The sequence below is a fragment of the Pseudorhodoferax soli genome, from assembly GCF_003337555.1.
Classification (GTDB): Bacteria; Pseudomonadota; Gammaproteobacteria; order Burkholderiales; family Burkholderiaceae_C; genus Pseudorhodoferax; species Pseudorhodoferax soli.
Genome location: NZ_QPJK01000001.1, coordinates 1,174,346 through 1,186,736 on the forward strand (window position 1 = coordinate 1,174,346; position 12,391 = coordinate 1,186,736).

The 12,391-nt window shown below is 70.6% G+C and carries 10 protein-coding genes; 2 read left to right on the forward strand and 8 right to left on the reverse strand.

Going from position 1 to position 12,391, the window contains the following annotated elements; all coding sequences use genetic code 11:
• Positions 1 to 79: 79 nt before the first annotated feature.
• Positions 80 to 913 carry an acyl-CoA thioesterase gene (locus DES41_RS05380; protein WP_245965571.1) on the reverse strand — a complete coding sequence of 278 codons (834 nt, stop codon included), beginning with the start codon at positions 911 to 913 and terminating at the stop codon, positions 80 to 82.
• Positions 906 to 1,877 (reverse strand): NAD(P)H-dependent flavin oxidoreductase, encoded by a 972-nt coding sequence (locus DES41_RS05385; protein ID WP_114466849.1) that lies wholly within the window; start codon positions 1,875 to 1,877, stop codon positions 906 to 908. The genes DES41_RS05380 and DES41_RS05385 overlap by 8 nt, the downstream gene beginning before the upstream one ends.
• Positions 1,878 to 2,136: 259 nt before the next feature.
• Here DES41_RS05385 and DES41_RS05390 point away from each other — a divergent pair, with 259 nt between their 5' ends.
• The gene (locus DES41_RS05390; RefSeq protein WP_114466539.1) at positions 2,137 to 4,815 is read left to right on the forward strand and encodes a winged helix-turn-helix domain-containing protein; all 2,679 of its coding nucleotides are present in this window, start codon (positions 2,137 to 2,139) and stop codon (positions 4,813 to 4,815) included.
• Here DES41_RS05390 and DES41_RS05395 read toward each other — a convergent pair whose 3' ends face one another.
• From DES41_RS05395 to DES41_RS05420, 6 genes are read right to left on the reverse strand one after another with little or no spacing between them, the layout of a single operon-like run.
• Complete coding sequence (locus DES41_RS05395; RefSeq protein ID WP_211332918.1) at positions 4,816 to 5,631, reverse strand: crotonase/enoyl-CoA hydratase family protein; 816 nt, start codon at positions 5,629 to 5,631, stop codon at positions 4,816 to 4,818.
• 7 nt (positions 5,632 to 5,638) lie between these two features.
• Positions 5,639 to 6,538, reverse strand: coding sequence for an SDR family oxidoreductase (locus DES41_RS05400; protein WP_114466540.1), 900 nt, complete (start codon positions 6,536 to 6,538; stop codon positions 5,639 to 5,641).
• Positions 6,539 to 6,550: 12 nt separating this feature from the next.
• A complete protein-coding gene (locus DES41_RS05405; protein WP_114466541.1) occupies positions 6,551 to 7,351 on the reverse strand; it encodes an enoyl-CoA hydratase/isomerase family protein in 801 nt (266 codons plus the stop codon).
• On the reverse strand, positions 7,348 to 8,496 hold the full coding sequence (locus tag DES41_RS38710) for an acyl-CoA dehydrogenase family protein (protein ID WP_114466542.1): 1,149 nt from the start codon (positions 8,494 to 8,496) through the stop codon (positions 7,348 to 7,350). Before DES41_RS38710 ends, DES41_RS05405 begins: the two co-directional genes overlap by 4 nt.
• A gap of 16 nt (positions 8,497 to 8,512) precedes the next feature.
• A complete protein-coding gene (locus tag DES41_RS05415; RefSeq protein ID WP_114466543.1) occupies positions 8,513 to 10,069 on the reverse strand; it encodes a long-chain-fatty-acid--CoA ligase in 1,557 nt (518 codons plus the stop codon).
• A 34-nt stretch (positions 10,070 to 10,103) separates the two neighbouring features.
• Entirely contained in the window at positions 10,104 to 11,186 is a 1,083-nt protein-coding gene (locus DES41_RS05420; RefSeq protein WP_114466544.1) for a CaiB/BaiF CoA transferase family protein, read from the reverse strand.
• 179 nt (positions 11,187 to 11,365) lie between these two features.
• Here DES41_RS05420 and DES41_RS05425 point away from each other — a divergent pair, with 179 nt between their 5' ends.
• Positions 11,366 to 12,346, forward strand: coding sequence for a Bug family tripartite tricarboxylate transporter substrate binding protein (locus tag DES41_RS05425; RefSeq protein WP_114466545.1), 981 nt, complete (start codon positions 11,366 to 11,368; stop codon positions 12,344 to 12,346).
• Positions 12,347 to 12,391 lie beyond the last annotated feature (45 nt).

The window sequence follows — 12,391 nt, forward strand, 5'->3', positions numbered from 1 at the left end:
CGCCGCTCCCACGGCGGCGGGCACTGTAAGCTGAGGAGTACCTGAATACCCTTAATCCCTTACAGGATCCCGCCTTGGCTCAGGCCCGGACACGCACGAGGCCTTCCTGGGCGACCGAGGCCACCAGCCGGCCGTCGCGGCTGTACAAACTGCCGCGGCAGAAGCCGCGGGCGCCATGGGCCGAGGGCGAATCGGCTTCGTACAGCAGCCAGTCGTCGCAGCGGAAGTCGCGGTGGAACCACATGGCATGGTCCAGGCTCACCCCCTGCACGCCGGGCTTGCGGAAATCCAGGCCGTGGGGCTGCATCGATACACCCAACAGGCTGTAGTCGGAGGCATAGGCCAGCATGGCCTGGTGCAGCAGCGGGTCGTCGGGCAATGCGTCCACCGTGCGCAGCCAGGTCTGGCCGCTCGGGCCCCAGGTGCCTTCGCCCAGCGGCGGGCGGCCGTCAGCGAAACGGAACTCGATGGGCAGCGCCAGCGCCAGCCGTTGCTGCTCCGGCAGCGACTCCGGCGCCGGCACCGGCACCATAGCGCGCTGGTGCTCTACGCCGCTCTCGCGCCGGTGGAACGAGGCCGACATGTGGAAGATGGCCTCGCCGTGCTGGATGGCGACCACGCGCCGGGTGGTGAAGCTGCCGCCGTCGCGGATGCGGTCCACGTCGTAGACGATCGGTGCGGCCTTGTCGCCGGGCCGCAGGAAGTAGCCGTGCAGCGAATGCGCGGCATGGCCGTTGTCGACGGTGCGGGCCGCCGCCATGAGCGCCTGGCCCAGCACCTGGCCACCGAACACCGCCGGCGCGCCCAGGTCGCTGCTGGTGCCGCGGAACAGGTTCTTTTCGAGCTGCTCCAGGCTGAGCTGCTCGACCAGCGCACGCAGCGCCTCGCGCCTCGTCAGATCGACTTCAGCCAAAGAAGCCTCGCGCGCGCTCGAGTTCGCGGCGGCACTCGGCCACCATGCGGGCCAGCAGTTCGGCACAGCTGGGCACGTCGTCGATGAGCCCGATGCACTGGCCGGCCGAGACGATGCCGCCATTGACCTCGCCGGACTGCAGCGCCGCGCGGCCGCGCACGCCGGCCACCAGCGGGCGGATCTCCTCGAAGGCAACACCGCCCGGGCGCCGCTCCATGCCCACGACCTCCTCGGCGATGGCGTTGCGGAACACGCGCGCCGTGTTCTTGAGCGTGCGGTACAGCAGCGCGGTGTCGCGCTCGCTGGCCTGCACCAGGGCCTGTTTGATGTTGGCGTGGATCGGCGCTTCCTGCGTGACGCAGAAGCGCGTGCCCATGTTGATGCCCTCGGCGCCCAGCGCCAGTGCCGCCGCCATGCCACGGCCGTCGGCGATGCCGCCCGAGGCGACCACCGGGATCTTGAGCGCGCGCACGGCGGCCGGGATCAGCACCAGGCCGCCGACATCGTCCTCGCCCGGGTGGCCCGCGCATTCCAGGCCGTCGATGGACACGATGTCCACGCCGTTGCGCTCCGCCGAGAGCGCATGCCGCACCGTGGTGCACTTGTGCACGATGGTCACGCCGGCCGCCTTGAACTGCGCGATGAACTCCTTGGGGCTGTTGCCGGCCGTCTCGACGATCTTGATGCCGCTGTCGATGATGACCCGCACGAACTCCGCATACGGCGGCGGCTTGATCGCCGGCAGGATGGTCAGGTTCACGCCGAAGGGCTGGTCGGTCATGCCGCGGCAGCGCGCGATCTCCTCGCGCAGTGCCTCGGGCGTAGGCTGGGTCAGCGCGGTCAGCAGGCCCAGGCCGCCGGCGTTGGAGACGGCCGAGGCCAGTTCGGCCAGGCCGACCCATTGCATGCCGCCCTGGATGATGGGGTAGCGGATGCCCAGTTGTTCGGTGACGCGGGTGTGCATGCGGTCCATGGAAATTCCTTCAGGCAGATGGGGTTGATGATCGCCGCACGCGCCGGGGCGCAGCGCGCAGGCCTGTCACCTGGGCGGCACGCGGGTGCGGGGGCGGTTGGCCGGGCAGTTTAGGCAGCAGAATCCGGCCTCGGCATCGTCGGAAGCGACGGAACGCCGCCACCCCCTGCGCCCTAGGAGACAAGCCCGGCACCCGTTGGCGCCGACACTTCCCGCCCGCCCGCCGCACATCCGCCCTCCTCCGTCCGCGATGCCGCCCTCCGCCACCCGCATCCTCGAAGCCAAGCTCAACCCGCCCTCGGCCGCGCCGACCCAGGTGCTGCGCGCCGCCATCAGCGACGAGATCGCCAACACCGCGGCCCGCCTGGTGCTGGTGCGCGCGCCGGCCGGCTTCGGCAAGACCACGACCATGGCGCAGGCACGCCAGCGCATGGACGACCAGGGCATCGCCACGGCCTGGCTCACGCTGGACCGGGCCGACAACGACATGTCGCGCTTCGTCAGCTGCCTGGGCGAGGTGGTGCTGCGCCTGGGCATGGAGGGGCCGCGCGGCAACGCGCCCTTCGACGCCGTGGCCGTGCTGGCCGCGCACGACGCGCCGTTCGCGCTGTTCCTGGATGAATTCGAGGTGGTGCACGAGCCCGCCGTGCTCGGCCTGGTGCGCGAGATCGTCGAGCACATGCCGCGCGGCGGCCGCATCGTGATCGGCTCGCGCAGCCTGCCCGACCTGGGCCTGGGCCGGCTGCGCGCGCGCGGCCAGCTGCTGGAGATCGACACCGACCGGCTGCGCTTCAGCCTGGAGGAAACCGGTGCCTTCCTGGGCCAGCGCGCCATGCCGGCGCTGTCGGCCGAGCGGCTGGACCAGCTGCACCGCAAGACCGAGGGCTGGGTGGCGGCGATCTGGCTGGCCTCGATGGCGCTGGAGCGCCCTGGCGTGGCACCCGACTTCGTCGAGCGTTTCTCGGGCTCCAACCGGGCCGTGGCCGAGTACCTGGCCGAGGACGTGCTGGCCCACCAGCCCGGCGCCATCCGCGATTTCCTCTTGCGCACCAGCATCCTGCGCCAACTCGACCCCTCGGTCTGCCAGGCCCTGATCCCGCGCGGCAACAGCGCCGCCATCCTCGAGCAGCTGGCCGCGGCCGACCTGTTCCTGACGCCCATCAGCAGCGAGGCCGGCGACGAACCCCGGGCCTGGCGCTACCACAGCCTGTTCTCCGACTTCCTGCGCGCGCAGCTGGTGCGTGAGCAGCCGGACGAACTGGCGCGCCTGCACCTGGCGGCCTCGGGCTGGTACGAATCGCAGGGCCGGCCGGTGCCGGCCATCGACCACGCCATCGAAGGCGGCGACCACCCGCACGCGCTGACGCTGCTCGACATCTGGGCCGAGCAATTCCTCGAGCAGGGCCGCATGCGGCTGCTGGCGCGCTGGTTCGCGGCGATCCCGGAGCACCAGCTGCGCCAGTACCCCTTCCTGCAGCTCATCGCGCTGTGGGCCGAGTGCTTCACGCACGGCCCCTGGGACGCGATGGCCAGGCTGGAAGCCTCGGACTGCGTGCAGAGCCCGCTGCCCGAGGTGCGCGCCTGCGCGCATACGCTGTACCCGCTGCTGTGGGCCATGCAGGACCGCTACGACGAGGCCTACGAGGCCGGCCGCGCCTGCCTGAACCGCCTGCCCACGGGCCTGGCCTTCGCCGACAGCGCGCTGCTCAACGCCATGGCCCACATCCTGTCGGTGATGGGCGACCAGCACGCCTCGCAGCGCCTGCTGGATGCGGCGCGCAGCCAGCAAGGCCATGCCAAGCGCGACGGCACCTTCCACCGCATGTACACCGAGGCGTCCGAGGGCATGCTGGACCTGCAGGCCGGCCGCCTGCGCCAGGCCACGGCCCGCTTTCGCATCGCGGTCGACTCCACCCATGCCGTGACCTACAACCACAGCCACGGCAACGCCTGGGCCGGCGTGCTGTACGCCGGCGTGGTGTACGAGGCCAACCAGCTGCCCCAGGCCGAGCACCTGCTCAACGTCTACCTGCCGCTGGCACGCGACGTGGGCCTGCCCGACCACATGATCCTGTCGCACGTGATGCGCTCGCGCATCGCCTTCCACAGCGGCGACGTGGAGGCCGCGCTGCAGGCCCTGACCGAACTGGAGTACCTGGGCCATGCGCGCCAACTGCCCCGCGTGGTGGCCGGCGCCAAGCTGGAACGCTCGCGCATGCTGCTGCTGCAGGGCAACGGCCCGGCCGCGCGCGACGAACTGCAGCGCGCGGACGACCCTGCGATCTGGGAGCGCGAGCGCCGCATGCGCTTGCCCGCCCACGACCTGGACTACCTCGCCCTGGCCAAGGCCCGCTGGGAGGTCGCCTTCGGCGACGCGCGCGCCGCGCTGCAGCTGCTGGACGCAGAGATCCACGCCGCCACCGCGGCCGCGCGCACGCGGCGCGTGCTCAAGCTGCAGGTGCTGCGCGCGTTGGCGCAGCAGCGTGCCGGCGACCACGCCGCCGCCGTGGCCGAGATCGGCACCGTCCTGCAGACCGCCAGCCAGGAAGGCTTCATGCGGTTGATCCTGGACGAAGGCCCGGCCGTGGGCCGACTGCTGCAGCGTTATGCCATGGCCATGCCGGATGCGGGCGACCCGATCCAGGCGGAGTACCTGCAGCGCCTGCTGCACGCCATCGGCCCGCTGGCCGCGCCCGAGCCGGAAGCCCCCGCCGCGGCCGGAGGCGGCAGCGAGGAGCCGCTCACGCGCAAGGAGATCCGCGTGCTGCAGCTGCTGGCAGAGGGCTACTCCAACAGCGCCATGGCCGAGAAGCTGTTCGTCTCGGACAGCACGGTGCGCACGCACCTGCGCAACATCAACATGAAACTGGACGCCAAGAGCCGCACGCAGGCCGTGGCGATTGCACGCAAGCTGGGTGTGATCCGCTGATCAGCGCTGTGGATCGCTGAAGCGGCCCGGCCGCTTCTCCATCGCCGCGGCCACCGCTTCGCGCTGGTTCGGGCTTCCGATCAAGCGCTGCTGCTCGACCGACTCGGCCAGCAGCAACTGGGCGTCGTCGCCGTCGGCGGTCTGGTTCAACAGCCGCTTGGCTGCGCGCACGGCATCGGGGTTGCGGCCGGCGATCTCGCGCGCCATGGCCAGCGCCTCTGCGAGAGGGTCGGCCGCCAGGCGCGTGCCCAGCCCGATGCGGCAGGCCTCCTCGGCCTCGACGATGCGCGCGCTGAACACCAGGTCGCGCGCAATGTCGGCCCGCACCAGCTCGCGCATCAGCGCAATGCCGGCCATGTCGGGCACCAGGCCCCAGCGCATCTCCATGACCGACATGCGCGCATCGGCTGCGAGCAGGCGCACATCGGCGCCCAGCGCCACCTGCAGGCCGCCGCCGAAGGCCACGCCCTGCACGGCCGCGATCACCGGCACGGCCAGCGCGCGCCAGCCCCAGGCCACCTGCTGCGGCCGGTTGGCCGGGCCGTGTGTGCGTGCCTGCAGCGCCGACAGGCCGTCCAGCTGCGCGCCTTCGCGCATCTTGCCGAAGCGCGACATGTCGAGTCCGGCGCAGAAGGACCGGCCCTCGCCGTGCAGCACCACGGCGCGCACGCCGGGCGCGGACTGCAGCAGCTCGGTGGCGGCGACCAGGCCGTCGAACATGTCCATGTCCAGCGCGTTCATCTTGTCCGGCCGAGCGAGCCGGACCTGCGCGACGCCATCGGCGTCCACGCGCACGGCCACGCGGCCGTGCAGCAGTTGTTCTTCAAGCAAGACGCGCCCTCCGGTCCTTGGCGTCCTGGCCGGCGATGTTCTCGCGGGCGCGCTGCCAGTCCTCGCCGCTCCACGAGCGCATGCGCGAGAAGTTGCCGCCCGTGGCCTGGTACTGGCCGCCGTCGATGGCGATGGTCTGGCCGTTGATGTAGTCGGCGCCAGGGCCGAGCAGCAGCACGGCCAGGTTGGCGAGTTCGGGCATGCGGCCGTTGCGGTCCATGGGGTTGCCCTCGGTCTTGTGCTCGCCGCCGCCGGGGTTCAGGCGCGCGCTCATGCCCTCGGTCGGGAACAGGCCCGGCGCGATGGCATTGAAGCGGATGCCGCGGCCGGCCCACTCCACGGCCAGCGACTGCGTCATCGCGTGCAGGCCGGCCTTGGACATGGCGGACGGCACGGTGAAGGCCGAGCCGTTCCAGACCCAGGTGGTGAGGATGGAAACCACCGCCGCGCTCCGGCCCTCGGCCAGCCAGCGCTTGCCGCAGTCCAGCGTCATCATGAAGCTGCCGCGGAAGACGATGTTGGCGATCGCGTCGAAGCCGCGCGGCGACAGGTCTTCGGTGCGGCTGACGAAGTTGCCGGCCGCGTTGTTGACCAGACCGTCGATGGCGCCGCCGTCGGCCCAGACGCGGTCCAGCATGGCGGTGATCTGCTCTTCCTTGCGGATGTCGCAGGCCACGCCCACGGCACGGCCACCCTGGGGGCCGGCCGCGGCCGTCAGCGCGCGTGCGGTCTCTTCCAGCACGCTCTCGCGCCGGCCGCAGATGTAGACCGTGGCGCCCAGCAGCACCAGCGCCTCGCTCATCACGCGGCCCAGGCCGCTGCCCCCACCCGTCACGAGGTAGCGCTTGCCGGCCAGCAGGCCGGGCTTGTACATGAGGTCGTCCAGCGTCATCGGTGTGTCTCCTTAGCGCCCGGTGTAGCGGGGCGCGCGTTTTTCAAGAAAGGCCTGCATGCCTTCGCGGAAGTCACCGGTCTGCGTGCACAGCACCTGGTTGCGGTCTTCCAGCGCGATCACGGCCTCCATGCTGGGCGCGTCGATCGCCAGGCCCAGTGCGTCCTTGGTCAGGCGCAGCGCCACCGGCGTGGCGTTGAGCATGTCCTCGGCCAGGGACTGCGCATCGGCCTGCAGGTCGGCCAGTGGCGCGACGCGGCTGACCAGCCCCAGGCCGTACGCGCGCTGCGCCTCCATGAAGCGTCCCGTGAGCAGGTATTCCGCCGCCACGGAACTGCCGACCATGCGCGGCAGGAAGTAGCTCACGCCCACATCGCAGGCCGACAGGCCGATGCGGATGAAGGCCGCGTTCATGCGCGCGTCGGGCGTGGCCAGGCGGATGTCCGAGGCCAGCGCGAGCGCGAAGCCGCCGCCGCTGGCCGCGCCCTGCACCACGCTGATGATGGGCTGCGGGCAGCGCCGCATGGCCAGCATGATGTCGCGGATGCTCTTCTGCTTCTCGAGCATTTCCTCCACGCCCCGCGCGCCGCCGTCCTGCGCAGTGGTGTCCTTGATGTCCAGCCCGGCGCAGAAGGCGCGCCCGGCGCCCTGCAGCACCACCACGCGCGCGGTGCTGCGGGCGTTGAGCCCTTCGAAGTAGTGGCGCAATGCGTCGGTCAGCGCCGGGTCGAGCGCGTTCAGGCGCTCGGGCCGGTTCATCGTGAGCCAGGTGACAGCGCCCCGCTCTTCGACCTGCAGCACGTCCGCGGTCACAGCGCGCGCGAGATCACTTCTTTCATGATCTCGCTGGTGCCGCCAAAGATCCGCTGGATGCGGGCGTCGGTGTACATGCGTGCCACCAGGTACTCGTTCATGTAGCCGTAGCCGCCGAACAGCTGCACGCATTCGTCGATGACGCGGCCCTGCGTCTCCGAGCCCCAGAGCTTGGCCATGGAGGCCGTGGCGGTGTCGAGCCGGCCGGCCACCAGGTCTTCCACGCAGCGGTCGATGAAGGCGCGGCCGACCTTGATCTGGGTGGCGATCTCGGCCAGCTTGAACTTGGTGTTCTGGAACTCGGCCACGGGCTTGCCGAAGGCCTTGCGCTCGCGCACGTAGTCCAGCGTGGCCAGGTAGGCGCCCTCCATCGCGGCCAGCGCCGCGACGCCGATGATCAGGCGCTCGTAGGGCAGGTCGCCCATCAGCTGGAAGAAGCCCTGGCCTTCCTTGCCGCCCAGCAGCGCGCTGGCGGGCACGCGCACGTCGTCGAAGAACAGTTCCGAGGTGTCCTGCGCCTTCATGCCCATCTTGTCGAGCACGCGGCCGACGCGAAAGCCCGGGCGGTCCTGCGTGTCGACCACCAGGATGGACGTGCCCTTCGCGCCCTGGTTCGGGTCGGTCTTGGCCACCACCAGCACCACGCCGGCCAGGTAGCCGTTGGAGATGAAGGTCTTGGAACCGTTCAGGCTGTAGCCGCCTTCGACCTTGTCGGCACGCGTGCGCACGCCCTGCAGGTCGGAGCCCGCGCCGGGCTCGGTCATGGCGATGGCGCCGACGATCTCGCCGCGCGCGAGCAGCGGCAGGTAGTGGCGCTTCTGTTCGTCGGTGCCGTGGTTCAGGAAGTAGTGCGCCACGATGGAGTGCACGCCCACGCTCATGCCCGAGAGCGCGCGGCGCGCCATCTCCTCGTGGATGATGGCTTCGTGGCGGAAGTCGCCGCCACCACCGCCATGTTCCTCGGGGATGTCGACGCACAGCAGGCCCAGTTCGCCAGCCTTGCGCCACAGCGCATGGCCCACATGACCGGCCTTGCGCGCGGCCTCGTCGTGCGGCTGCACCTCGGTCTCGATGAAGCGCACCACGTTGTCGCGGAACAGCTCCAGGTCTTCGTCCATCCAGGAGCGGCGGAAATCGATCGTCATGCTGGTCTCTTTCTTTTCAGTTCACCTTGCGTGCGCGGTCTTTCCAGTACGGTTCGCGCAGCACGAACTTCTGCAGCTTGCCGGCGGGCGACACCGGCAACTCGGTGCGGAACTCCACGCTGCGCGGGCACTTGTAGCCGGCGATCAGCGTCTTGCAATGGGCGATCACGGCGGCCTCGTCGATGTCCGCGCCGGGGCGCGGCACGATCACGGCATGCACGCGCTCGCCCCATTGGTCGTCGGGCACGCCGATGACGGCCGACATGGACACGCCTTCGAACTGGGCCAGCGCGTTCTCGACCTCGGCCGAATACACGTTCTCGCCGCCGCTGACGATCATGTCCTTGATGCGGTCGACCACGTAGAGGTAGCCCTCCTCGTCCATCATGCCGCCGTCGCCCGTGTGCATCCAGCCGCCGCGCAGCGCGGCCTCGGTCTCGGCCGGCTTGTTCCAGTAGCCCTGCATGACCATCGGCCCGCGTGCGCAGATCTCGCCGACCTGGCCGGGCGGCAGCTCGTTGTTCTCGGGGTCGCGGATGCTGATCTCGGCGATCGGCACCGACTTGCCGGCAGAGCGCAGGCGCTTGGCCTGGTCGGGCCCCGGCAGGTGATCTTCGGGCAGCAGCACGGCGATGGTGGGCGCCAGCTCGGTCATGCCGTAGGCCTGGCAGAACTGCACGCCCGGCAGGGCCTGCATGGCCTGGCCCAGCAGCGTGGCGTCGATGGGCGCGGCACCGTACAGCACCATGCGCAGGCTCTGCAGGTCGAACTCGGCGAAGCGCGGGTGCTCGATGAGCCGCTTGACCATGGTCGGCACGAGGAAGGTCTCGGTCACCTTCTCGTGCGCAATGGCCTGCAGCACGGCCACCTCCTCGTAGTACGGAATGACGACCTGGGTCGCCATGCGCAGCACCATCTGCAGCGACAGCCCGCAGCCCGCGACATGGAAGAACGGTGCCGTGACCAGGGCCTGCACCTGCCAGGCGCGCGGCACGGCGGCGGCCGAGGCCAGGCCGTTCAGGTACAGGTTGCTGTGCGACAGCATCACGCCCTTGGGCCGGCCCGTGGTGCCACCCGTGTACATCACGGCGGCCAGGTCGTCGCGCTGGCGGCGCAGGTCTTCCACCGGCTCGGCCGCGGCCAGCAGGTCCTCGAAGGAGAGCATGCCTTCGGGCGCGGGCTCCTCGCCGACGTAGACCAGGGTCTGGAGCGACCTGGACAGGTCGCGCAGCGAGGCGACCTGCTTGGCAAAGAACTTGTCGACCAGCAGGATGTGGGTGTCGCAGTCGTCCAGCGAGTAGGCGATCTCCTGCGGGCTCCAGCGCACGTTGACGGGGTTGATCGCGCCGCCGCCCCACCAGGTGCCGAACAGGTACTCGACGTAGTGGTCGGAGTTCATGGCCAGCATGGCGACGCGGTCGCCCGGCGCCATGCCCAGCCCGCGCAGCACGGCAGCCACGCGTGCCACGCGGTTGTGCAGGCGTGCAAAGCTGCTGCGGCGTTCGCCGAACACCACGGCCGTGGCCTGCGGCTTCTCGCGCAGCGCCTTGTGCAGGGCCTGGGTCAGTTGCATGGTCGTCTCCTCTCGTTGTTCGTGTTCGGATGCTTCAGCGCGCGGACCAGCGTGCCAGCAGCGCGGTGGCATCGTGCGGTGACACGGCCGGCGGCAGCGCGGCCGGGGTGCGGCTGAAGCGCGGCGCGGGCGCGGGCTGCACCAGGCCGCCGGCTTCGGCGAAGGTGCCACGCGCGCGGTTGTGGGCATGGGCCGGCGCCTCGTCCCAGTCGAGCACGGGCGCGAAGCAGGCGTCCGTGCCCTCGAGCAGGGTGCACCACTCGTCGCGTGTGCGGGTGCGGAACAGGTCGGCCATGCGCAGCTTGAGCAGCGGCCAGCGTGCGTGGTCCAGCTGCGCGTCGAAGGCCGGGTCGTCGGCGATGCCGCAGCGTTCGCGCAGCAGCGCGTAGAACTGCGGCTCGATGGCGCCGATGGCCACGTACTTGCCGTCGGCACAGGCGTAGGTGTCGTAGAAATGCGCGGCGCCGTCCAGCAGGTTCTCACCGCGCTGGTTGTTCCACTGGCCGGCCGACTTCATGCCGTACATCATGGCCGACAGCAGCGCTGCGCCATCGGTCATCGCGGCGTCGATCACCTGGCCCTGGCCCGAGCCCTTGCTCTCGTGCAGCGCCGCCAGGATGCCAAAGGCCAGCAGCATGGCGCCGCCACCGAAGTCGCCCACATAGTTGAGCGGCGGCACCGGCGTCTCGCCGGATCGGCCGATGGCGTGCAGCGCACCGCTGATGGCGATGTAGTTGATGTCGTGGCCGGCCGCCTGGGCCAGCGGGCCATGCTGGCCCCAGCCCGTCATGCGGCCGTAGACCAGGCGCGGGTTGCGCGCGAGGCAGACGTCCGGACCCAGGCCCAGCCGCTCCATCACGCCGGGGCGAAAGCCCTCGATCAGCACGTCGGCCCGCGCGATGGTCTGCAGCAGCTGCTCGGCCGCGCCCTCGGCGCGCAGGTCCAGCGGCAGCACCGTGCGGCCACGCGCAAGGATGTCGTGCGGGTTGCGCTTGCTGCCCGGCCGCTCCACGCGCAACACCTCGGCGCCCATGTCCGCGAACAGCATCGCGCAAAACGGCCCCGGGCCGATGCCCGCCATCTCCACCACCCGAAGTCCCTGCAAAGGTCCTGCCATCTCGTGCGCCTCCTGGGCCAGCCGAGCCAGCCATTTTCGATGGGGGCATCTTGGCGTCCGCACTGGGCCGAGGCATCGTCGGAACGGACGAAGTTGCCGGATTAGGGTCATCCAGAGTGGTCAGACCACCCGACCAATGTTGCAATCGCGCCCACTTCAGACCCACGAGGAGACACCGCATGCAACGACGCCACTATCTGGCCCGCTCGGCCGGCACGATCGCCGCCCTCGCAAGCCTAGCCTTCGGCCTGCCGGCCATTGCCGCCTGGCCTGACCGGCCCATCACGCTGATCGTGCCCTGGGGCGCTGGAGGAGGCACCGATGCGGTGGCCCGCATCATCGGCGCCGAGCTCGAGAAGGAACTGAAGCAGCCCATCAACGTGGTCAACCGCACCGGCGGCAGCGGCGTGGTGGGCCACCAGGCCATCGCCTCGGCGGCGCCGGACGGCTACACCATCGGCATCCTGACGGTGGAGATCGGCATGATGCGGCACGCCGGGCTCACGCAGCTCTCGGGGGCGGACTACACACCGCTGGCACTCATGAACTTCGACGCCAACACCGTGCTCGTGCGCGCCGATTCGCCGATCAAGACCGCGGCCGACCTGCTCGCCGCGGCCAAGGCCAACCCCGGCAAGCTCAAGGCCAGCGGCACGGGCCAAGGCGGCATCTGGCACCTGGGCCTGGCGCAGTGGCTGGTCGACAACAAGCTGCCGGGCAACGCAATCGCCTGGGTGCCGAGCCAGGGCGCCGCGCCGGGCCTGCAGGACCTGCTGGCCGGCGGCGTGGATGTGGTCTCGTGCTCGCTGCCCGAGGGCCGCGCGCTGATCGAAGGCGGCAAGGTCCGCCCGCTGATCCTGCTGGGCTCCAAGGCCGATGGCATCTTCCCGCAGGTGCCGCTGTTCACGGATGCCAGCGGCAAGATGTGGAACGCCGGCGCCTGGCGCGGCATCGCCGGCCCCAAGGGCCTGCCCAAGGACGTGAGCGACCGGCTCTCGGCCGCGCTCAAGAAGATCTTCGAAGGCCCGGGCTACCAGGACTTCCTGAAGTCGCGCGGCTTCGGCGCGCTCTATGCCGGCCCGGCGGAGTTCGGCAAGTTCATGGCCGACAAGGACGCCGAGTCGGCCACGGCAATGAAGGCCGTGGGCATCGCCAAGTGATGAGGCCTCCCGCTCCGTGGCACGCCCGGCGGCCCGACCCCCGAG